At 69.5% G+C, this 21,511-nt stretch carries 16 protein-coding genes, 1 tRNA gene and 1 pseudogene; 6 read left to right on the plus strand and 12 right to left on the minus strand.

Annotated elements, in window-relative coordinates:
* Nucleotides 1-247, plus strand: a pseudogene (locus VET29_RS10480) (hypothetical protein); the annotation flags it as partial.
* Between the two features lie 142 nt (nt 248-389).
* Here the strand turns inward: VET29_RS10480 and VET29_RS10485 are convergent.
* Both VET29_RS10485 and VET29_RS10490 read right to left on the minus strand, forming a co-directional pair.
* Nucleotides 390-1,103: a GNAT family N-acetyltransferase gene (locus tag VET29_RS10485; protein WP_324918344.1), complete on the minus strand. Its 714-nt coding sequence runs from the start codon at nt 1,101-1,103 to the stop codon at nt 390-392.
* A 65-nt stretch (nt 1,104-1,168) separates the two neighbouring features.
* Complete coding sequence (locus tag VET29_RS10490) at nt 1,169-1,996, minus strand: SCO6745 family protein (protein ID WP_324918347.1); 828 nt, start codon at nt 1,994-1,996, stop codon at nt 1,169-1,171.
* 28 nt (nt 1,997-2,024) lie between these two features.
* Between VET29_RS10490 and VET29_RS10495 the strand changes: the two genes are divergently transcribed.
* Entirely contained in the window at nt 2,025-5,312 is a 3,288-nt protein-coding gene (locus VET29_RS10495; protein ID WP_324918388.1) for a GH92 family glycosyl hydrolase, read from the plus strand.
* A gap of 48 nt (nt 5,313-5,360) precedes the next feature.
* Here the strand turns inward: VET29_RS10495 and VET29_RS10500 are convergent, their stop codons facing one another.
* From VET29_RS10500 to VET29_RS10520, 5 genes are all read right to left on the minus strand, one after another.
* Entirely contained in the window at nt 5,361-5,894 is a 534-nt protein-coding gene (locus tag VET29_RS10500) for a hypothetical protein (protein WP_324918350.1), read from the minus strand.
* A 23-nt stretch (nt 5,895-5,917) separates the two neighbouring features.
* Nucleotides 5,918-6,631: a hypothetical protein gene (locus VET29_RS10505; RefSeq protein WP_324918353.1), complete on the minus strand. Its 714-nt coding sequence runs from the start codon at nt 6,629-6,631 to the stop codon at nt 5,918-5,920.
* Nucleotides 6,632-6,751: 120 nt separating this feature from the next.
* Nucleotides 6,752-7,498 carry a histidine phosphatase family protein gene (locus VET29_RS10510; protein WP_324918356.1) on the minus strand — a complete coding sequence of 249 codons (747 nt, stop codon included), beginning with the start codon at nt 7,496-7,498 and terminating at the stop codon, nt 6,752-6,754.
* Nucleotides 7,499-7,518: 20 nt separating this feature from the next.
* On the minus strand, nt 7,519-8,358 hold the full coding sequence (locus tag VET29_RS10515; protein ID WP_324918359.1) for an undecaprenyl-diphosphate phosphatase: 840 nt from the start codon (nt 8,356-8,358) through the stop codon (nt 7,519-7,521).
* Nucleotides 8,355-9,404 (minus strand): LLM class F420-dependent oxidoreductase, encoded by a 1,050-nt coding sequence (locus tag VET29_RS10520; RefSeq protein WP_324918363.1) that lies wholly within the window; start codon nt 9,402-9,404, stop codon nt 8,355-8,357. Before VET29_RS10520 ends, VET29_RS10515 begins: the two co-directional genes overlap by 4 nt.
* 83 nt (nt 9,405-9,487) lie before the next feature.
* On the opposite strand from VET29_RS10520, the gene VET29_RS10525 reads away from it, so the two are divergent.
* The gene (locus VET29_RS10525) at nt 9,488-10,459 is read left to right on the plus strand and encodes an aldo/keto reductase (RefSeq protein ID WP_324918366.1); all 972 of its coding nucleotides are present in this window, start codon (nt 9,488-9,490) and stop codon (nt 10,457-10,459) included.
* Here the strand turns inward: VET29_RS10525 and VET29_RS10530 are convergent.
* Entirely contained in the window at nt 10,456-13,635 is a 3,180-nt protein-coding gene (locus VET29_RS10530) for a family 78 glycoside hydrolase catalytic domain (protein ID WP_324918369.1), read from the minus strand. The two genes, VET29_RS10525 and VET29_RS10530, sit on opposite strands and share 4 nt — an antisense overlap.
* Nucleotides 13,636-13,957: 322 nt before the next feature.
* Between VET29_RS10530 and VET29_RS10535 the strand changes: the two genes are divergently transcribed.
* Together VET29_RS10535 and VET29_RS10540 are read left to right on the plus strand one after the other, a co-directional pair.
* The gene (locus VET29_RS10535; protein WP_324918373.1) at nt 13,958-14,944 is read left to right on the plus strand and encodes a hypothetical protein; all 987 of its coding nucleotides are present in this window, start codon (nt 13,958-13,960) and stop codon (nt 14,942-14,944) included.
* Nucleotides 14,941-15,153, plus strand: a complete 213-nt coding sequence (locus VET29_RS10540; RefSeq protein WP_133906894.1) for a DUF5703 family protein — start codon at nt 14,941-14,943, stop codon at nt 15,151-15,153. The genes VET29_RS10535 and VET29_RS10540 overlap by 4 nt, the downstream gene beginning before the upstream one ends.
* Before the next feature lie 3 nt (nt 15,154-15,156).
* Here the strand turns inward: VET29_RS10540 and VET29_RS10545 are convergent, their stop codons facing one another.
* Both VET29_RS10545 and VET29_RS10550 read right to left on the minus strand, forming a co-directional pair.
* The gene (locus VET29_RS10545) at nt 15,157-15,702 is read right to left on the minus strand and encodes a DUF2231 domain-containing protein (RefSeq protein ID WP_324918379.1); all 546 of its coding nucleotides are present in this window, start codon (nt 15,700-15,702) and stop codon (nt 15,157-15,159) included.
* Between the two features lie 166 nt (nt 15,703-15,868).
* On the minus strand, nt 15,869-17,188 hold the full coding sequence (locus tag VET29_RS10550; RefSeq protein WP_324918382.1) for a M20/M25/M40 family metallo-hydrolase: 1,320 nt from the start codon (nt 17,186-17,188) through the stop codon (nt 15,869-15,871).
* Between the two features lie 72 nt (nt 17,189-17,260).
* On the opposite strand from VET29_RS10550, the gene VET29_RS10555 reads away from it, so the two are divergent.
* Nucleotides 17,261-17,344: transfer RNA gene (locus tag VET29_RS10555), tRNA-Leu, on the plus strand.
* Here VET29_RS10555 and VET29_RS10560 read toward each other — a convergent pair.
* Both VET29_RS10560 and VET29_RS10565 read right to left on the minus strand, forming a co-directional pair.
* Nucleotides 17,326-19,077 (minus strand): recombinase family protein, encoded by a 1,752-nt coding sequence (locus VET29_RS10560; RefSeq protein ID WP_324918385.1) that lies wholly within the window; start codon nt 19,075-19,077, stop codon nt 17,326-17,328. The genes VET29_RS10555 and VET29_RS10560 overlap by 19 nt on opposite strands.
* A gap of 369 nt (nt 19,078-19,446) precedes the next feature.
* On the minus strand, nt 19,447-21,372 hold the full coding sequence (locus tag VET29_RS10565; protein WP_324918391.1) for a cell division protein FtsK: 1,926 nt from the start codon (nt 21,370-21,372) through the stop codon (nt 19,447-19,449).
* Between the last annotated feature and the right edge of the window lie 139 nt (nt 21,373-21,511).

Here is a 21,511-nt window from a genome sequence, read left to right on the forward strand (position 1 = left end):
CGACGCGATGGCCGGCGCGCTGCGGGCGGAAGACCCCGAGGCCGTGGTGGTGCCGTACTGCCTGGGCGGCGGCACCGACGCGAAGGCGTTCGCGAAGCTGGGCATCGACGGCTACGGGTTCGCGCCGCTCTACCTGCCGGAGGGCTTCAACCACCACGGGATGGCGCACGGCGTGGACGAACGCGTGCCCGTGGCGGGCCTACGGTTCGGGGTGAACGTGCTGGACCGATTCCTGTCGACGGTGTGACCGGAGCGAACCATGGGCACCACGCCGACGAACGACGTCACCGAGCCTGCGAGGGGACGCCATGAGCGACGTGAGCGGAGCTTGCGCAGCGAACCATCGGCACCACGCCGACGAACGACGTCACCGAGCCTGCGAGGGAACGTCATGAGCGGCGTGAGCGGTAGTGGTAGCGGGCGGCGTCGACGTATCCGGCGCGCTGGTAGAGGCGCCGGGCGGTCGCGTTCTCCTGGCGCACCTGGAGCCATGACCGGGTGACGCCATGGTCCAGGCCGGCGGCGAGCAGACCACTCAGGACGGCGCCGCCGAGCCCACTGCGTCGCGCGTCGGGACGTACGGCCAGGCAGTACACGCCGCCCCAGTCGCCGACGAGCGCGAGCCGCCCGACGGCGGCCGGGCCGTGCTCGTCGCGGATGGTGGCGTAGAGGGCGGGGCCACCGGTGAGGATCTTCGCGGCGATGGCGAGCGCGTCGGCGTCCCCGCGGCCGTCGACGGCCCACCAGAGGTCGAGCCAGTCGGTGCCGGGTGCCTCGGCGATGTCGGCGTCGTGGGTGCCGAGGGCGGCGAGCACGGTGTCGGTGTGCGCGGTCTGGATGAGGGTGGGCAAGCCGAACTCGTACCCACGCACGTCGAGCACGCGGTCGAGGTCCGACCGGTCGAGCTGGAACACGACGGGTAGCCCACGCTCGGCGTACAGGCGCTCGACGTGCCGCAGCGCGTGGTCGAGGTCGTGGGGAGCGCACAGGGGCATGACGGAGTTGGCCCGCTGGGTTACGCCCCCGGAGAACCGGGCAACCCACCCGTCGACGGCGACCTCCTCGAGCGCGGGCCACCCGGCCCGCATCAACTCATCGAACATGTCTCCGAGGATAGTCATGCACTCAACCGAATAATCATTCGGCGACAGCGTGCGGGTCAGGCCCGTCAAGCGCGTGACACGCCCACCGGGTTCACCGACGGCAGCACCCCCGACACCCACACCGCCGCCACCGCGGGCGCGAGCGCCGAGACCACCTCGTCCACCGGCACCGACGACAGACCGCCTTGCCACGCAAGGGAGTCCGTCATCTCCTCGACCGAGTCCAGCAACGCGGCGCCCCCCGGCGTGAGCCCGTCCGGGGACAGCAGGCCACGTGCCACCAGCGACGTGTTCGCCGCCGTCCACTGCTCCACCGTCCAGCCCCGGATCTCCCGCATCCCCTCCGACGGGAAGCGGTTCCGCGCCAGCTGCAGGTGCATCGCCTCCAGCCCGCTGAGCCCGGCCGCGGCCAGCGCCGCGACGTGACCGTCGCCCCGGTGCTCACGCAGGGTCGTCGCCAGCTGGAACACCGCCTGGACCGGGTCCTCCGGCAGCGGCAACGCGGCGTTGGCCGTCCCCAGTGCCCGACCCGTCGGCTCCAGGACGACCGAGGACAGCAGTGGCACCGCCGCCGCGCAGTCCTCGGGCAGCACCCCGATCCCCCGCAACACCTCGCCGCCGAAGGCGGTCCGTGCCGCCAGGCAGTCCGCCACCGAGGCACGCGCCCAGGCCGACGGCAGCGACCGGGCCACCATCTCCGGCGCGAACACGGCGAAGAGCCCGACCACCGCGGGCGCGGACACCGCACCCAGCGGCGCGGCGCGGAACGCGAAGTAGGTGTCCCAGTAGCCCTTCAACCCGATCGCCTTGCCGGCGGCTCGGACGTCCGGCGCGAAGTAGGCGACGGCGTGCAGTGGTTCGAGGGTGGTCCACAGTCGGCGTGCGGCATGCATACCGCCATTCAATAGGATCGCGCCGGTGATGAGTGCCCGAGGCTTCTTCTCGTCGTTCGAGAACACCGATCCGCCGCTGACCTGGATCGACACGACCGACCTCGACGGCACCGGCGCGCCACGCGCCGCCGGCGCGACCATGGGCACCCGCGAGGGCAGAGGCCCCAGGAAGCCGGCCACCGCCAAGCCGAGGGTCGGCTTCACCGGCCTGCGTGCCCTGCACTACGCCGGCACGCACACCGCGGAGGGCCCGGGCAGCGTCAGCAACAAGCTGTTCCTGCTCGAGCTGGTGATCACCGAGGACACGGAGCTCTCCTACGTCATCCTCCCCGAGTCCCGCGGCGACGCGTTCCCGAGCACGTACGTCGCGCTCGACCTCGCCTTCTCCGACGGCACCTACCTCAGCGAGCTCGGCCCGCGCGACCAACTCGGCTTCCCGCTCACCGCCCGCGGCCAGGGCGAGTCCAAGGCGCTCACGCCGAACCAGTGGAACCTCCGCCGGGCTCGGCTCGGGGTGGCCGCGGGCAAGACCGCCGTCCGCGCGCTGCTCACCTACGACAACCCGAACGGCCCTGCCGAGTACGCCGGCTGGGTCGACGACATCACCATCACCGAACGTCCCGTCCGGTCCGGGCAGCGCCCGGTCGACCACGTGGTCACCACCCGGGGCACCGACTCCACCAGGGCGTACTCCCGAGGCAACACCATCCCCGCCACGGCCGTCCCGCACGGCTTCACGTTCTGGACCCCGGTCACCGACGCCGGCGCCCAGGGCTGGCTCTACCGCTACCACCGCGACAACGACGACCAGAACCTCCCCGCGCTGGAGGCACTCGCCGCGAGCCACCTGCCCAGCCCGTGGATGGGTGACCGGCAAACCTTCCAGGTGCTGCCCTCGGCCGCCGCGAAGCGGCCGAGCTCCCGACGCGGCAGGCGAAAGCTCACCTTCCGGCACGGCAACGAACAGGCCCGCCCGCATCACTACCGCGTGCGGTGCACCGGCGGCATCGTCGCCGAGATCGCGCCGGCCGACCACGCCGCGGTCTTCCGGTTCACCTTCCCCGGTGAGGACGCGAACCTCGTCTTCGACAACATCAACCGCCACGGCCACCTCACCATCGACCCGGTCGCCGGCGCCGTCTCGGGCTACTCGGACGTCCGAAGTGGACTGTCCGAAGGAGCCGGCCGGCTGTTCTTCTTCGCCACGTTCGACCGCACGATCTCGGCGACCGGCAGGCTGTGGCGGGGCCTGTCCCGCAGGGTCGCCGGCTACCTCAGGTTCGAGCCTGACCACAACGGACCGACCGTCGTCACCATGCGCGTCGCCACCTCGCTGATCAGCCTCGCGCAGGCGAAGAAGAACCTGTGGCTGGAGGTTCCGGACTACGACACGTTCGAGACCGTCCGCGACCGCGCCGCCGACCAGTGGGACGCGATCCTGTCGCGGGTCCAGGTCGACGGCGCCAGCGAGGACCAGCTGACCACGCTGTACTCCAACATCTACCGGCTCTACCTCTACCCCAACCGCGGCCACGAGAACACCGGCACCGACGAGGTCCCGAGCATCGCCTACGCCAGCCCGGTGACCGCACAGTCCAAGAAGGACACCCCGACCCACACCGGAAAGACCGTCCACGCGGGGAAGATCTACGTCAACAACGGCTTCTGGGACACCTACCGGACGGTGTGGCCGGCGTACACCCTGCTCACCCCCACCCACGCCGGCGAGCTGGCCGACGGGTTCACGCAGCAGTACCGGGACGGCGGCTGGATCGCCCGCTGGTCCTCCCCCGGCTACGCCGACCTGATGACCGGCACCAGCTCGGACGTCGCGTTCATCGACGCCTACCGCAAAGGGGTCCACAACTTCGACATCGAGTCCGCCTACGACGCCGCGCTGCGCAACGCGACCGTCGCGCCGGAGATCTCCGGCGTGGGCCGCAAGGGCATCGACCGCTCGATCTTCCTCCGGTACACGCCGACGTCCACGGAGTACGGCCTTTCCTGGACGCTCGAAGGCTGTCTGAACGACTTCGCCATCGCCGTCATGGCCGAGGAGCTGGGCGACACCGAGACCCACGAGTACTTCCTCGACCGGGCAAGGAACTACGTGCACGCCTTCGACTCCCGCACCGGATTCTTCCAGGGCCGCAAGGAGAACGGCGAATTCCGGCACACACCGGACCGCTACGACCCGCGCGCCTGGGGCGGCGACTACGTCGAGACCAACGGCTGGAACACCGCGTTCAGCGTCCCTCACGACGGCGCCGGTCTCGCGAACCTGCTCGGTGGGCGCGGGGCCCTGGCGGCCAAGCTCGACGAGTTCTTCGCCACCCCGGAGACCGGCCGCGCCCGCGGTGCGTACTGGCACACGATCCACGAGATGACCGAGGCCCGCGACGTCCGGATGGGACAGTACGGCCACAGCAACCAGCCCTCCCACCACATCATCTACATGTACGCGTATGCCGGCGCCGCCTGGCGGACGCAGGAGAAGGTGCGCGAGGTGCTGTCCCGGCTCTACGCCGGCAGCGAGATCGGCCAGGGCTACTGCGGCGACGAGGACAACGGCGAGATGTCCGCGTGGTGGCTGTTCGGCGCGCTCGGCTTCTACCCGCTGCGCGTCGGCAGCCCCGAGTACATCATCGGCTCGCCCCTGTTCCGGCGCGCGGTGGTGCGCATGGACAACGGCGCCGAGCTCGTGGTCAACGCGCCCAACAACAGTCCCGAGAACGTGTACGTGCAAGGGCTTTCGATCGACGGCAGGCCGTGGGACCGGGTCTATCTGCCGCACGACGTGATCGCCGGTGGCGCGACGCTCGACTTCCGAATGGGCCCGCGACCCTCCACCTGGGGCTGCAACCCGGACGCGCTGCCTCCGTCGCTCACTCCCGACGGCGTCACGCCGGCCACCATGCGGGACGTCACGAACACGCCCGGCGGCTCCGGCGAGGGCAGCGACGGCATCAACGTGGCGCCGCTGTTCGACGACACCAGCCGCACCCAGGTCACCTTCGGCACCGCCACCCCGTGGCTCGCCTACCGCCTGCCCGGCGACGGCGCCAGGATCCGGTACTACACGCTCACCTCGGGCGCCCGCGGCGACGACCCGCGATCGTGGACCCTCCGCGGCTCCGACGACGGTGCGCAGTGGACGGTCGTGGACGAGCGCACCGCCGAGACGTTCCGCTGGCGCCGCCAGACGCGTCCGTTCAAGGTCACCGGACCCGGCACCTTCCGCCAGTACCGGCTGGACATCACCGAGAGCGCCGCCGGCGAGCCGGTGACCCTCGCCCAGGTCGAACTGCTCGCATGAGATGAGGCGCCCTCCGTGAACGGAAGACGCCCCATCTTCGTGACGCGGTCAGGCGAGCTGACCGCGCTTCGACGCCTCGTACTGCTTGGCCGCGCCGGTCAGCACCAGCGACAGCGAGATGATCGGCATGACGATGAGCAGGATCGCGATGAGGCCGCCACCGAGCGCGGCGAGCCACACGATGCACAGCACGATCTGCAGTCCGGCCGCGATGACCATCAGCTGGCCGGCCGTGCCGCTCAACGTCCTGATGCCGGCCCAGATCAGCAGACCCGCGCCGATCAGGCCGACGATCGCCACGATCCAGCCCACGGCGAGCAGGCCCTTGTCGATCGTGATGCCGTACTTGCTCTCCGACTCACCGACGGCGCTGGACAACGCGCCGAAGATGATGAGGGCGAAGATCGTGCAGATCAGCGTGATACCCGCCTGCACGAACGCGAGGACCGCCGCGGCCGTGACGCCACCGGGCCTGCCGACCGGCCCCGCGGTGTACTCCGGCGGCGCGGGCGGCATGGCCCCGTAGCCAGGCTGCCCCTGGTTGTACTCGCCGGGGGGCTGCTGCCCGTACGGTTGTGACATTCTCTTTACCCCTCTCGCGCGGCTCAGTGTCCGCGACGTGATTGCAAAAACTGCGTAGTGGAAGCACCCACCGACATGATCAGTGTGATCGTCGGCATGACGGCGAAGAAGATAGCGAAGCCGATCAACACCCCTTTACCGGCATTCATCGCGGCGACGGCGAAGTCCTCGTCACCTGCGAGAGTCGCAGAGAGGGAGGCCGCCCAGATGATCCAGTACACGCAGAGCGCCAGCTCGAGTGCCGCGCCCGCGATGATGGTGTTCCTGGACTTGCCGCCGAGCAGCTGGACGCCGCCGAAGATCAGCAGCGCGGCGCCGAGCACCTCGGCGATAGCGACGACGACCATGACACCGGTCGGCGGGTTGCCGCCCAGTCCCCCGTTCTTGGGGGCGTTGATGAGCTGGAGCACTCCTGGGATCAGCGTGAGGCCGGCCTGCACGAAGGCGAGCACCGCCGCCGCGGTGGCCGTGCCGGGCCGGCCGATCGGGCCCGCGCTGTACTCGGGCGGCGCGGACGGCATGGCCCCGTAGCCCGGGGGCTGCTGTCCATAGGCCTGGCCCTGCGGATATCCCTGCGCGGGCTGCCCGTAGGGCGGGCTCTGCGGGTACCCCTGGGCCGGCTGTCCGTAGGGCGGGCTCTGTGGGTAGCCCTGCGCCGGTTGTCCCTGGCCAGGCGTCTGCGGGTACCCGCCCTGTGGGTAGCCGCCGTCCGGCTGCTGGCCGTATGGCTGTGTCATTACCACTCCTATGAAGCCACACCGGAGATGGTGAGTGCACAGATACTGGCACAGTCCTCAGGGTTTTCCCCGGGATTTCACCCAGATCGTGACGGGTTTTGTCGGCGGGAAAGGCGCAGGTCAGGACACGCGGCCCGTGACACCTCCCGGCACGGCGTCACCTGGACGGATACCGTCCGGTTCAGCCGGTTCGGTGCCATCCTGAGAACGGGCCTGAGAGTCGTCCTTCGGCTTCGGCGGCACGATGCTCGCCAGCTCGCCGCCGTTGTCGTTCATCCGCAGCACGAACGGCCGGTGCTCGGTGTACTGGACCACCGAGACCGACGCCGGGTTGACGACGATCCGCTGGAACGTGTCGAGGTGCTGCCCCAGCGCGTCGGCCAGGATGGCCTTCAGCACGTCACCGTGGCTGCACAGGAGCCACACGGCCCCGGGCCCGTGGGCCTCGGTGATCCGTGCGTCGTGCGCGCGGACCGCGGCGACCGCCCTCGCCTGCACGTTCGCGAGCCCCTCGCCGCCGGGGAACACCGCGGCGGACGGGTGCTGCTGCACGACCGACCACAGCTTCTCCTTGCCGAGGTCCTTCAGCTCGCGGTTGGTCCAGTCGCCGTAGTCGACCTCGGACAGGCTCGGTTCGGTGACCGGAGTGAGGCCGCGGGCCGCCGCCAGCGGGGCGACCGTCATCTCGCAGCGCAGCATCGGCGAGCAGACGATCTCCGTGAGCGGCAGCGAGGCCAGCCGGTCCACGAGTGCCGCGGCCTGCCCGCGGCCGGTCTCGTCCAGCTCGACCCCTGGTGAACGGCCGGCGAGCACGCCGGAGCCGTTGGCGGTGGAGCGGGCATGCCTGAGTAGTACGACGGTGGCCACGCCGCCAGACTATCGACAGGTCATATCTTGGGCCCGGCGTCGGGGGCCAGCGTGCCGACGGCGACGAGCACGAACAGCAACACGCCGAGCGCGATCCGGTACACCACGAACGGCATGAAGCTGTTCTTGGAGATGTAGCGCATCAGCCACGCGATGATGGCGTAACCGACCACGAACGCGATGACCGTCGCGAAGATCGTCGGCCCCCACGGCGGCGTGTTCTCACCGCCGATGTCCTTGAGCTGGTACAGCCCCGACGCGAACACCGCGGGCACGGCCAGCAGGAACGCGTACTCCGCCGCCGCCTCGCGCTTGTAGCCGAGCAGGCGGCCCGCCGTGATCGTGCCGCCGGAGCGGGACACGCCCGGGATCAGCGCGAACGCCTGCGCGAAGCCGTAGCCGATGCCGTGCGGCACGGTCAGGTGGTCCAGGTCCAGGTACTTCTTGCCGACGTGGTCGGCGATGCCGAGCAGGATGCCGAAGACGATCAGCGTGGTCGCGATGAGGCGGAGGTCACGGAAGGCGTGTTCGATCTCGTCCTGGAACAGCAGGCCGAGGACCGCGATCGGCACCGTGCCGAAGACGACCAGCCACGCCATCCGCGAGTCGGGGTCGTCGCGCCAGGTCCCGGGCCTGCGCAGCGACCGGAACCACGCCACGAGGAGGCGGCCGATCTTCTTGCGAAAGAAGATGATCACGGCCGCCTCGGTGCCGAGCTGGGTCACCGCGGTGAAGGCCGCGCCGGGGTCGTCCCAGCCGGCGAACGCCGCGGTGATCCGCAGGTGGGCGCTGGAGGAGATCGGCAGGAACTCCGTGAGTCCTTGGACGAGACCGAGGATGAGGGCTTCGACCCAGCTCAACTACCAACTCCCGCGCGATCCAGGGCTTCCACCACGGCCCGCAGGGCCGCGATGCTGTGCTCCAGATCTTGCAGCACCGGGGAAACGGACAGGGTGGTGACCCCCGATTCCGCCATGGCCTGCAACTTCTCCGCGATGCGCTCCTTCGGGCCCAGCAGCGCGGTCGAGTCGAGGAAGCCCAGCGGCACCTTGGCGGCGGCGCCGGCGTAGTCCCTGGCGAGGTAGCGGTCCTGGATCTCGGCGGCCTCGGCCTCGTAACCCATGCGGCAGGCGAGGTTGTTGTAGAAGTTCTGCTCGCGGCTGCCCATCCCGCCGATGTAGAGCGCCGCGTACCCCCGGACCTGGTCGGCGGCGGTCCGCCAGTCGTCGCCGAGGACGACCGGGGCCGTCGGCACCACGTCGAAACCGGCCATGGTCCTGCCGGCCTTCTCGCGGCCCTTGCGGATCAGCTCGAGCGACTCGGCGCCGTGCTCCGGGGAGTAGAAGATCGCGAGCCAGCCGTCGGCGACCTCGCCGGTCAGCTCGAGGTTCTTGGGGCCGATCGAGGCGAGGTAGATCGGGATCTCCTCGCGGACCGGGTGCACGATCAGCTTCAGCGGCTTGCCGGGCCCGTCCGGCAGCGGCAGTGTGAAGTGCCTGCCCTCGAAGGTGACCCGCTCCCGGCGGAGCGCCTTCCGGACGATCTCGACGTACTCACGCGTGCGGGCGAGCGGCTTGTCGAACCTGACGCCGTACCAGCCCTCGGAGACCTGCGGCCCGGACACGCCGAGGCCCAACCGGAACCGGCCGCCGGACAGCGTGTCGAGGGTGGCCGCGGTCATCGCGGCCATGGTCGGCTGGCGGGCGGGGATCTGGAGGATGGCCGAGCCGACGTCGATCTGCTTGGTCTGCGCGGCGACCCAGGAGAGCACGGTGGGCACGTCGGAGCCGTACGCCTCCGCCGCCCAGACCACGGAGTAACCGAGCCTGTCGGCCTCCTGTGCGATCTTCAGGTTGTTCGCGTCGTTGCCAGCACCCCAGTAGCCGAGGTTCAATCCGAGTCGCATGGAGCGGACCCTACCGTGCGGTAACCTCAATGTCCGGTGTGCCTGCCAGCGGTTACGTTGAACTGCCCGTACTCTTCGCCCCCGTGGAGCAACGACACCTCGGCCGCAGCGGGTTGCGGGTGTCCAGGATCGGCCTGGGCACGATGACCTGGGGCCAGGACACCGACGCCGACGAGGCCGCGAGCCAGCTGGTGGCGTTCGCCGACCTCGGTGGCACCCTCGTGGACACCGCCGACGTCTACGCCGGCGGCGAGAGCGAGCGCATCCTGGGCGGCCTGCTCGGCGACCTCGTGCCACGCGAGGAGCTGGTGATCGCCACGAAGGCCGTCGCCCGCCGCGACGACGGCCCGTTCGGCGGCGGCGCGTCGCGCGGGGCGTTGCTCTTCGCCCTGGACTGCTCCCTGCGCCGCCTGGGCGTCGACCACGTCGACCTGTGGCAGCTCCACGCCTGGGACGTGGCCGTGCCGATCGAGGAGACGATGTCCGCCCTGGACGCGGCCGTGGCCAGCGGAAAGGTCCGCTACGCCGGTGTGTCGAACTACTCGGGCTGGCAGCTCGGGACGGCGGCGACGCTCCAGCGGGGCAAGACGTCGTCACTGGTCAGCACGCAGATGGAGTACTCACTGCTGGAACGCGGCATCGAACGCGAGGCGCTCCCGGCCGCCTCCCACCACGGGCTGGGGCTGCTGGCGTGGGCGCCGCTGGGCCGCGGGGTGCTGACCGGCAAGTACCGCGCGGCCACGCCGGCGGACTCGCGGGGCGCGTCCGCGCACTTCGCGCCCTACGTCGACTACCACCGCAACGAGCGCGCGGCCCGGATCGTGCAGGCGGTCGTGACGGCCGCGGACGGGCTCGCGACCACTCCCCTGTCGGTCGCCCTGGCGTGGGTCCGCGACCGCCCAGGCGTGTCATCGGCGGTCGTGGGCGCGCGGGACACCGGTCAGCTCCTCGGCTCGCTGGTGTCCGAGGAGCTGACGCTGCCCGCCGCGATCCGCGCGGCCCTGGACGACGTGAGCGACATCGAGCTGGGCTACCCGGAACAGCGGCTCGGTTAGCTGACGAACGTCCACCGTCCCCGCGGTACCTCGTAGACGGTGAAGCCGGGTTCGGCACGCAGGAACCGGGCGCCCCGGGGTGCCCGTGGTCTGCCTGGCGCGTGCACTTCGGCGGTGGCGCCGAACGGCACCTCCACGGTGAGGGTGAGCTTCCCGCCGGCCTGCTTCCACTGGACCGCCGCGCGGCCACGCACCGTCTCGATCGACGTGGACGCACGGGTGACGCCCACCCGAGCGTCAGGCCGGACGATGAACCGCTCGTACCCTCCGTCACCGGGCCGCAGACCGGCGACGTTCTCGTACAGCCACTGCACGACGGTGCCGAGGAAGTAGTGGTCGCGGGACCGTGACCCCAGCGGCCACATCTCCCACATGGTGTCCGCGCCCTCGGCGAGCCAGTAACCCCAGCTCGGGTAGGTCCGCTGCGTCGCGACCGCGTGCGCGACGTCGGCGTGCCCGTGGGCGGTGAGGACCGGCAGGAGCACGCTGGTGCCGAGCGCGCCGGTGTTGAGGTGGTCGCCCCGCGTCCGGATGTCCGCGACGAGGCTGTCCACCACCGCGGGGACCGCGTCGTCCGGCACCAGGCCGAACGCGAGCGGCACGGCGTTGGACGTCTGGCGGTAGTCGGGGTCCCGGTCGGTCCGGTAGGCGCCGTTTCTCAGGAACGTCCTGTTGAGCGCGTCTTTCGAGCTGGCCGCGACCTGCCGGTACCGCGCGGCGACGTCGCCGTGGCCGAGCAGGTCACCCAGCTCGGCGGCGGCGGTGAGGCCGCGGTGCAGGTAGGCGGTGGCGGTGAGGCGGGTGTCCTCCGGGGGGATGCCGCCGTCGTAGCCGGGCGGCAGCCAGTCCCCGAGGGCGGTGATGGCGAGCCCGTCCCGCAGCCGGCCGATCTCCCAGTCGAGGTAGCGCACGAGCACTGGCCAGTGCTCGGCGGCGACCCGGTCGTCCCCGTACACCCGGTACATCTCCCGCAACACGAACGGGTACACCGTCGTCCACTCGGGCGACGGGGCGAGCTGCTGGTATCCCCACCCGCCACTCGGCACGATCACCGGGAGCTGGCCGGCGGCGTTCTGGCTGTCCGCGAGGTCGCCAAGCCACTTGGTGAGGAACCGCTGCATGCCGAGGGCGTAGGCCATGACGGGCGTGCCGAGCTGGGCGTCGCCGGTCCAGCCGTTCTTCTCGAACATGGGGGTGTCGGTGGGGATGCCGTGGAGGTTGTTGCGGACCGTGCGGCGCATCGCCCGTTCGAGCTGTTCGAAGAAGGGCTCGTCGCAGTGGAAGGTGCCGGTGTCCGGGACGGCGCTGTGCACGACCCGGCCGAGCAGCTCGGACGGCTTCGGGGCTCGCGGCAGTCCCCTGACCTGGACGTACCGGAAGCCCTTGTAGGAGAAGCGCGGCTCCCACACCTCCTTGCCGGTGCCGGCGCAGAGGTACTCGTCGAGCTGGTGGCGCCCCGGCACGTGCTCGTTGGCGCCCATCACGGAGCCGTCCGCGGTGAGGCGTTCACCGTGCTGGAGGCTGATCAGCGTGCCGGCCGGCGCGGTGACGGTCAGCTTGGTCCACCCGGCCATGGTCCGCCCCATGTCGGCGACGTGGGACCCGTCCGGCAGCGCGGTGATCGAGACGGGCGCGACGGTCTCGGCGATCCCGATGGGCTCGTGCTGTTGCGCGCGCAGTGTTCCCCTCGGCGGGTCGAGCACGGTGGCCGCCTGCCAGACGGGTTGTTGGCGGGCGTCGTAGGTCTCACCGGCGTAGATCGAGTCCGAGACGGTGGGACTGTCGGCGACCTGCCAGTCGGCGTCCGACCCGAGCGTCGTCCGTGACCCGTCCGGGTGAGTGACGACGAGCTGGGCGAGGAGCCGGGGCTCCCCGTGCCAGGGCGCGCGGTGCCAGTTCCACACGTTCGGGGTGGTGAGGCCGTAGAACCCACGCCCGAGCGTCACCTGGATCTCGTTGGCGCCACGGGAAAGCAGACGGGTGACGTCGTGGGTCGCGTAGAGGACGGTGTCGTCGTAGTCGGTGAAGCCGGGGTCGAGCACCTGGGTGCCGACCCGGCGGCCGTTGAGCTCGGCGTCGTAGTAGGCGAGGCCCGTGAGGTAGAGCCGGGCGTCCGCGACGGGTTTGCCGAGCGTGAACCGCCGGCGCAGCACGGGCGCCGGCCGTTCGACGACGATCTCGCCCTGATGCCCCCAGGGTCCGCTGCCGTAGGGAGCGAGCGCCTCGGCCTGGACCCAGGCGCTGTCGTCGAAACCCGGTTGCTGCCACCCGGCCTGTTCGGCGTCGACGACGCGCCAGTTCCCGTCCGTGACCACCTCGAACCGGCCACCGTCGGCGAGGTCGACAACGAGCCGGACCAACAAACCGCCGGGATTGACGGCGACATTGCCACGATTGGTGGCCACGACGGCGAGCGTGAGGTCCTGCCGCCGAATCCGGCCGGTGACGTCGACGAGCCGCCCGATCTTCCACCCGTCGACCTGTTCCGGCGAGTGCAGAACCCGCTCGCCGTCGAGGAAGAGCGTGAAGTCGTCGTCGGCGGTGGCGACGATCACGGCCTTGGTGACGGTGCCGGCCGGCAGCGTGGCCGTGCGCCGGAACCAGCGGGGCCCGGCGGGTGCGTCGTTGGTCGTGGCCTCGGGCGACCAGATCCAGAAGGAGGTCCCGAACCCCGGCGGCTCCGCACCGGGCGCGGCGCCGATCCAGCTGGCCTGCCAGGCCGTGTCGAGAAAGGCGGTCTCCCACCAGCCGCCCGGACTCCACTCGGAGGGGCGGTCACGCTCGTCCCAGACCCGAACCCGCCACCGGTACCGGGTATGGGGCCCCAGCGGCGGGCCGCCGTAGGCCACCCCGACCGTCCGCGCGGAAGCGACCTTGCCCGAGTCCCAGATGCCGTCAACCTGTACCTGATAGGCGGACTGGCGAGCGCCGCCACCCCCGACGACCCAGGAAAACCGGGGCGCGGCGACGTCGGTCCCGAGCAGGACGGGTGCGTTCTCGACGGTCGAGCGGGAGATCGAGGGCAAGGAGGCCATGTCCACGACATCGGCCCCCACCCCCGGCGGCGTATCGGGTTCCGCCATGGCGGTCCCGTCGGAAACAACAGGAATCGCCAGCGCGCCAGCGCCGGCTGCCGAACCACGCAGGAAGGTTCGGCGGCTCATGCCCTCGCCCATCGCATTCCCTTCACTGGGCCCACGACAGCAATATATGAAACGTTTCAAGTCATATTAGGGGTCCACCCGCTCACAAACAATCCGCCAAAGGGACGCCGAACGATCTCGGCCAAAGCCGACATGGTCGACCCGACCGGCCAACGCGGTCACCCGCCGTCCACGACCTCCGCACCGGTTGGTGACGCCCCGTAGTCGAACCCCACGGTTCGACACCCCGTAACGGGGGTTAGCGTCCTGTCCATCTTTAGGGGATGCTGAACAGATGTCCCGCCGGCGCGGCATGAAAGCTGCCCGGCGAGACCCGGGAACGTGCCGGAGGTAGATGTTGCGTCGCAAGGTTGCCGTGCTGCTCGTGGTCTGCGCGGCGGTCGGCGCTGGTTGCAGTTCGGGCAAGCCGGACGACGAGCTGATGGTGACCGACAACCCGGTCGCCGCCGTCGCCGCGATCTCCCCACCGGCCACCACCAGGCCCGCGGGCACCGTCACCGCGGTGGACGCCCACGTCACGGCCATGGCGTTCGACCCGACTACCAGCACGCTCGCGGTCGCGGCCAGCAACACCGTCCAGCTCTACCACCTGGGCGACACCCTGGCACTCACGAAGACCATCGCCGTCACCGCCGAGTCCCTGACGCTCGACCACGGCGGCTTCCTCGCCGCCGGTGGCAACAAGGTCGCCCGCCTCACCACGGACGGCAGGCTCGACCCCGCCACCGAGTTCCGCGGCAAGCCGGTCAGCGCGACGACCTTCGACGGCCGCACCCTCGTCGCCGTCAAGGACGAACGTGCGGTCGCGGTGGTCAGGGACGACCGCGTCCAGCGAATGATCACCGGCGACCTGATGAGCGCCGACCAGGTCCTCTCCACCGGCAGGAGCGCGGTCGTGCTCGACCGGCTCCGCAACGCGGTGTTCCAGCTGGACGTGCCGGGCGCGGACATCGAGCAGGGCCTGCGGGCCGGGCGGGGCGCGACCAACGCCGTCACCGACCGGTTCGGCCGGGTGCTCGTGACCGACACCCGCGGCGGCGCGCTGCTCGCGTTCTCCGTGGACCCGCTGCTGCTGCGCCAGAACTACCCCGTCCCCGGCGCCCCGTACGCCATCGCGTACGACCGGGCACGGGACATCGCGTGGGTGACGTTGACCAGGACGAACGAGGTGGTCGGCTACGAGGTGGCCGGTGAGCAGCCGAAGGAGAAGTACCGGTTCCCCACGGTGTCCCAGCCCAACACCGTGGCGGTGGACCCGAGCAGCGGGCGCGTGATCGTCGCGTCCGGCACAGGAGATGGAATTCAGGTGATTGCGATATGAGCTCAGAGGTGGTTGACGGGGACTGGGAGTACCGGCCGCTGCGCCTGCCGCCAGGAGTGTCGCGGCGGTCAGCGGCCACGCAGCTTTCGATCCACGCCGAGTTCGCCGGCTGGGAGCTGTCCAACGTGCGGCTCTACTCGGACGGGAGCCGGCGGGTGCTGCTGAAGCGACGCCGCGCCCGCGGCCTCCTGCCCGGGCTGAGCACCTAGAGCTCAGCCGCCGTTCTGTGCGGGAAGGTTCTCGACGCCTTCCCAGACCGCCCGCGCGCCGGCGTCGCCGACGCGGTAGACGTGGATGCCCGCGCCGACCGCGACGCCGACGGTGATGAGCGCGAGCACGATCGCGACAAGCGCCGGGGCCCTGCCCGCCTCCTGTGGGACCTCCTCCTCAGCCCCCGCCGCGCCGACCGCCACCTTCGAGGTCACCGTCCGCTCGGCCATCGTGTGCACGACCATGAGCACGCCGACCGCGACGGTCAGGCCGAGCGCCCACCAGATCATGAGGTCCGCGAGCCGCTCGTGCTCGTTGATCTGCGGACTCCCCGGCAGCCGCCCGGCCAGGTTCTCCCCACTCTTCGTCGTGAAGGGCACGAGCACCGTGCCGAGCGCCGACCCGGCGAAGACGAGCCACCCGAACCGGCGGCGGACTGCCGGCCACACGGCACTCAGGACGGCGCCGGCGACCGAGAGCGCGATCAGGACCACCGTGAAGTGCACGAGCAGTGGGTGGACCGGTAGACCGCCAATGAATTCGGGCACGATGCCTCCGTCAGGGTTCAGGTGTCGTCGTGGGCTGCTTACGCGCCGTCAGTCCACATGGTTCACCCGGCGGGCACGTCCCGCCACCCCGGCGAAGGTACACATGCGCCTGTCGCCCCGGGATCGTAACGCCAGTCCCGCGCGGGCCAGCCGTTACCCCGTGTGGTCAACAGTTACGCAGAAACCGGTCGAGCACCCGAGTACCGAACCGAACGGCGTCGACGGGCACCCGTTCGTCCACCCCGTGGAACAACGCCGTGAAGTCGAGATCGGCCGGGAGGCGAAGCGGCGCGAACCCGAAACACCGAATACCGAGCGTATGGATCGCCTTGGCGTCGGTACCACCTGAAAGGACGTACGGAATGGTCCGCGCCCCCGGATCCTCGGTCTGCAAAGCGGCCGTCATGGCGTCGACGAGATCACCGTCGAAAGTGGTCTCGACGGCGGGGAGGTGCGTAACCCACTCGCGTTCGACGTCAGGGCCGAGGATCTCGTCCAGCTCACGCTCGAAGGCCGCCTGCCGCCCAGGCAGAACACGACAGTCCACAACAGCTTCGGCGACGGAGGGAATCACGTTGGCCTTGTAACCGGCGTTGAGCATCGTGGGATTGGCCGTATCACGCAGCGTAGCCCCCACCACCCGAGCGAACGGACCCAACTTAGCGACAGCGCCAGGCAGGTCGGCCTCGTCGAACTCGAGCCCGGTCAACTCGGTCACGGCGGTGAGAAAGGCCCGCACGGAGTCGGTGACGATCAGCGGGAACTCATGCGCCCCAAGCCGAGCAACCGCGGCGGCCAACTTGGTGACGGCGTTGTCGTCATGCAGCATCGACCCGTGACCGGCCCGCCCCCGAACCCGAAGCCGCATCCAAGCGATGCCCTTCTCAGCGATCTCGATCGTGTAAGCCCGCAACCCCTCACCAAGAGTGACCGAAAAGCCCCCCACCTCCCCCACAGCCTCGGTGATGCCGTCGAAGAGATCCGCCCGGTTCTCCACGAGCCACTGAGCCCCGTAGGCCCCACCGGCCTCCTCGTCGGCAAGGAATGCGAACACAAGATCCCGAGGCGGCACGACCCCGTCCCGCTTGAAGCGACGAGCGGTGGCCAGGGTCATACCGACCATGTCCTTCATGTCGACAGCCCCCCGCCCCCAGATATAACCGTCCTGGATCGCACCGGAGAAGGGATGAACGGACCACTCGGTAGGGTCGGCCGGCACCACGTCCAGGTGACCATGGATGAGGAGGGCGCCACGCGACGGATCCGCCCCGGGCAGTCGAGCGAAGACGTTCGCCCGCCCAGGTGCCCCGGACTCCACGTAGGTGGTCTCGAACCCCACCTCTTCGAGCTTCCCACGGACAAACTCGGCAGCAGCCCGCTCACCAACGGTAGTCGAAGGCTCCCCAGTGTTGGTCGTATCGATGCGAATCAGCTCGGAGGTGAGCTCAACGGCCTCGTCCTGGGCCAGGTCAGTCGGTTCGGTCACGGCCCCTTCCTACCACTGCCCCACCCCTTGAACCCGCCCGAGACGCGTCCGCTACGCTATGCGCACCACAGAGTCCGAGTGGCGGAATGGCAGACGCGCTAGCTTGAGGTGCTAGTGCCCGACAAGGGCGTGGGGGTTCAAGTCCCCCCTCGGACACGCACACTATTCACCCGCATCGAAATCTCAGCGGTGAAACTCCCCGGCTCGTACAGAACTCCCAGGTCGAGACCTGTGTACAGCTCTGCGAGCCCCTCTCCCTTCGCATCGTTCAGCGTCCGTCGGACGTCACCGAACTCATCGATCCGCGCGTAGACCTCGGCGGCGTCCATCAGGTCCGGCGACGGTGCGTTGTCGACCTCGGCCTGAGCCGCTACTCGCTCTGCGTGTGCAATGTTGATCACATCCACGAGCGCCATCGGATCAACGCCGGCCGCGATCGCCGCTTGGAACTTCCGTAGTCGCGCCTCGGCATCGGTGAGCCGGTTCTGCGCGACCTCTGCACCGACCTGTCGTCGGCCCGCACCTTCCTGCGAGGCAACAAGTGCGGCCACCGTGCGATCCACGTTCTCGGGACGGAACAGCCCTTCAAGCCATGTGTTCGCCGCGTCCCGGATCGTGCTCTCACGCAGATATATGGCCGGCGGATGCTCTGCCAACGCTGGAGAACCCGGCGCGAGTGTTCGGGCGGGACAGCGGTAGTACATGGCGTGCTTACGCGGGCTGCCTTCCATCTTCCGCGAGCACACCGAGCACCGGATGCGGCCGCGGAACAGGTACAGCCGCTTCACCGGTCGACCAGTCCGCTCCGTCTTCCGCGCGGTCTTCAGCCCGGCCGCACCCTTCGAACGCCGCAGAAGCTGAACCCGGGTGAAGTCCTCAACCGAGACGATCTCCGGGTGAGCCGGGCGTCGCGACCGCACAATTCGGTCCGGAGTGGACCGCCGGAACCGGACCACGTGCCCAGCGGCGACGTCGTCCGGATCCAGCAACTCTTCGTGCTTCGTCCAGCGCCCGAAGAACGCGTAACCCGTGTAGCGCGGATTCTCCAAAATGGACCGAACAGTGCTGCCTTGCCACCCGTCAGCCAATCGATGCGAGTTCTGCTCCGGCCGCAAAGCTGACGGACACGGAACGCCGTCCCGGTTCAATCCGTTGGCGATCGCCCGATCACCGACGCCTGACAGGTACTCGGCGAAGATCCGCCGAACCACCTCTGCCGCCGACTCGTCTAGCGCGAGCTTCCGCAGCCGATACCCCTCGACCGCCTTACGCGGGTTGGGATGCGGCCCACCGTCCACGATCTTGTACCCGTACGGGGTTCGTCCGCCCTGCTGTCTGCCCTCGTTGACCACCTGGGCATCCATGGCCGCGCGGACCCTGGCCTGCACGTGCTGACGTTCGGACTCGCTCATCGCGCCGAGTTGGGACATGAGCATCTTGTGCGACGGGTTACGTGGGTCGTACTTCCCACCCAGCTCCGGCACCCACAGGTCCACTCCGTACGCCTCGAACTTGGGAGCGATCAACGAGAACTGGTTTCCGTACCAACATCGGGTGCCCTCACCAACGACAACACCCGACCAGCCTCGGTCCAGCCGCTTCAACTCAGCCAGCAGCCGCGACGACTCCGGCCGACGCTCCCACGGCACCGACCGCGAGAACCCGACATCGAAGAAGTCCGCCACGACCTCCCCGCCGCGCGGCTCGACCACGTGCCGCGCGTTCGCCAGCTGCCAGTCGTGCGACGTCTTCGGGTCCTGGTTGTCCTCCGTCGAGCACCTGCCGAAGAAGGCGAGCGGCCCGATCCCGTCGTCGACGTCGTCGACCACCTGAACGCCCATGATCTCGTCGAGCGTCGCCCATGGGTCCCGGCTGATGTCAGCAGCCATCACGAGTCCCTTCTCCCGGCCGGTCGAGCACCGGAACGTCAGTCAGCTCGACAAGTATCGCAAGAAGTGCACGTGCCGCGCGGGGCGTCAGTGCAGGTACCTCCGTCGGCACTCTCACCGTCACTCCGTCATCGGACGTGCTGATTTCAGCCCACCTGGAGTTGTTGGGGCCTGTGACGGCACCATCCGCACGGTTCGCCTCGGCGCCCGCAGCGCCGGTTCTCGACCGATTGTGACGGCATTCGCCGGCCACCTGAATGCCGTCACAATCCATATCTCCGCAGGTCAGACCCAAATTCTTACCGTCACACCCGTCGTGACAGCATGACGGCACCGACTGGTCCGTGTGACGGCATCCACGCTGTGCTGTCACAGCTCACCGTCCCGGCTCGCCGAGGCAGCCGCCAGCAGATCGCCCGTCAGGTACCCACGAATCTGCCGGACCTTCCCCGACTCCTCTGTCACACGTTCGCGCGTCGATTGGCAGCCCAACTCAGCGAGCCGCCGACCCAGCCACGCCGGCTCGAAGTCGAGCATGTCTGCAAGGTCGGCAGTCGAGATGAACTCCGACGCTTCCTCGCCCAACCTGTCGAGGTGATCAACGATGCTCGCTAGAGGCTCCGGCACCCCTGCCGACCGCGACGGAACCGGCCCAGGACCGATCGCGCGGACGGCCGCCGAGTGGTCGAGCACGGGCGCTAGGTCGTCGCCGGCCGCATGCCCGGTCAATGTGCGCTCAGCCTCTCGCAGCGCGCGGCCACGCTGGCAGATCTCCTGCCAGTCCTCGTTAGGCATGTAGTAGGTCCGCACGGTCAAGGCGAGCACATCGGCTCCGGCCTGCGTGTCGCCGTCCGGTCGCAGGATGCCCACGCCCTTGTGCGAGGCAAGCAACCGACTGCTGTCGTACCCGCGAGTGTTCATCTGCTCGCCGAGCACGATGTTCGAATCCCGCCAGTCCATCACCCGCAGCGCGAACCGCGACCCGAGCACGGCCCGCAGTCCACTCGGGATGGTCTTCGAGTCCGGCCGCTGAGTAGCCAGCACGAGCACGATGCCGGCCGCCGGCCCCTTCTTAGCCAGCCACGTCAACAGCTCACCGACGTACTGGCCGGCCGCGAGCCGCTTGCCCTCGACGTCGACCGACGTCCGATCCTCCAGCGGCACCTGAACCTCATCGACGAAGATCGCCGTGATAGGCATGTTCAGCGCGCGGTCCCGCGACATCTCCGGCGTCACCTTCGACTCCGGACACGTCACGTCATCGAGATCCCGCATCCGCCGGTAGCGACCCTGCACCTCGGCCACCAGCTCGACGAGCCACCCGACCAACTGCAGCACATGCTCCGACTCATCACCGGACATGAACCGGTGCGCCACGTGCGAAGCGGCGTCCCAGTCCTTCCCGGCCTTGAAGTCAGCCACGTACAGCCGCGTGTACGGATCGAGCACCAGTCCGGCCGCCGCGAGCCGAGCAGCGAACGTCTTACCCTGCCGAGGAATCGCACCCACAAGCAACGATGTCCACACCAGAGGCAGATCGATCCGCCGATCACGAGCATCCCGACCAAACGGCACCGGCCGCCACGCATCCCACCTCTGCACCGCGAGCAACGGCGTCCGAAGTGGAGGAGTCGCGTACGGGTCAGAATCGGCGACCCACATCGACACCCGCCCAGCATGTCCGCCATTGCCGCGCACCCGCTCAACGATCAGCTGAACTTCGTCGACCGCGAGCGCGGACGCGAGAGCGTCACGATTCTTGATCACGTCCGCGGCCTTGCGCGTCGCCGGCAAGTCGACCGTGATCGCCCATCCATCGCCGATACGCGTAGCCCGCTCGACGAGCCGCAGCGTCTCGTCCTTGCCGATCAACTTGGCGTCCCGGAACGCGTCCACGAGAACCTGTGGATCCATGGTCCACGTCAACGTGCGCGGACCGGCGAGCACCGCCTTACGCCCTGGACTGCCGTCCCGCCGCCGACCCAGCACCGCAAGACCAACCGCCACCACCCCAACGAGCAGCCAGAGCCCAAGCCGACCGTAGAGCAGCTCCGCAATCGCCCCGCCGAGCACACTGGCGACCACCACGGCGCCCGTCACCTTCCACCGGAACAACGTGAACGCGCGTATCTCCGCGAACTTGTCCGCCAACTTCTCCGACTGCTCTGCAGCGTCACGGAAGTCCCGCACAGTCACCCACCGACGCCACCACCGCGCAGCAGCGACCAGCCCGCGCAGCACCGCCCCGGCGAACCGATACGGCGACCGCAGTAGCGCGACGAGCAGATCCTTCAGAACGTGTTTGAGATCTTGGTCGGCGTGGCTGGTTGATCTTCGTGGTGGGGGCGGCCAGTGTGTCGTGGGTGGCTCGTGAGCAGAGGTATCCGTCGGATCTGACTGATGCGGAGTGGGTGGTGGTGGAGCCGTTGCTGCC

This window comes from Actinophytocola sp. (assembly GCF_035634895.1).
Lineage (GTDB): Bacteria > Actinomycetota > Actinomycetes > Mycobacteriales > Pseudonocardiaceae > Actinophytocola.

Bases quoted from the DNA above. Each gene is read 5' to 3' on its own strand.
- VET29_RS10485 (WP_324918344.1), bottom strand. From the start codon at position 1,103: ATGTTCGATGAGTTGATGCGGGCCGGGTGGCCCGCGCTCGAGGAGGTC.
- VET29_RS10490 (WP_324918347.1), bottom strand. From the start codon at position 1,996: ATGCATGCCGCACGCCGACTGTGGACCACCCTCGAACCACTGCACGCC.
- VET29_RS10495 (WP_324918388.1), top strand. From the start codon at position 2,025: ATGAGTGCCCGAGGCTTCTTCTCGTCGTTCGAGAACACCGATCCGCCG.
- VET29_RS10500 (WP_324918350.1), bottom strand. From the start codon at position 5,894: ATGTCACAACCGTACGGGCAGCAGCCCCCCGGCGAGTACAACCAGGGG.
- VET29_RS10505 (WP_324918353.1), bottom strand. From the start codon at position 6,631: ATGACACAGCCATACGGCCAGCAGCCGGACGGCGGCTACCCACAGGGC.
- VET29_RS10520 (WP_324918363.1), bottom strand. From the start codon at position 9,404: ATGCGACTCGGATTGAACCTCGGCTACTGGGGTGCTGGCAACGACGCG.
- VET29_RS10530 (WP_324918369.1), bottom strand. From the start codon at position 13,635: ATGGGCGAGGGCATGAGCCGCCGAACCTTCCTGCGTGGTTCGGCAGCC.
- VET29_RS10535 (WP_324918373.1), top strand. From the start codon at position 13,958: ATGTTGCGTCGCAAGGTTGCCGTGCTGCTCGTGGTCTGCGCGGCGGTC.
- VET29_RS10540 (WP_133906894.1), top strand. From the start codon at position 14,941: ATGAGCTCAGAGGTGGTTGACGGGGACTGGGAGTACCGGCCGCTGCGC.
- VET29_RS10560 (WP_324918385.1), bottom strand. From the start codon at position 19,077: ATGGCTGCTGACATCAGCCGGGACCCATGGGCGACGCTCGACGAGATC.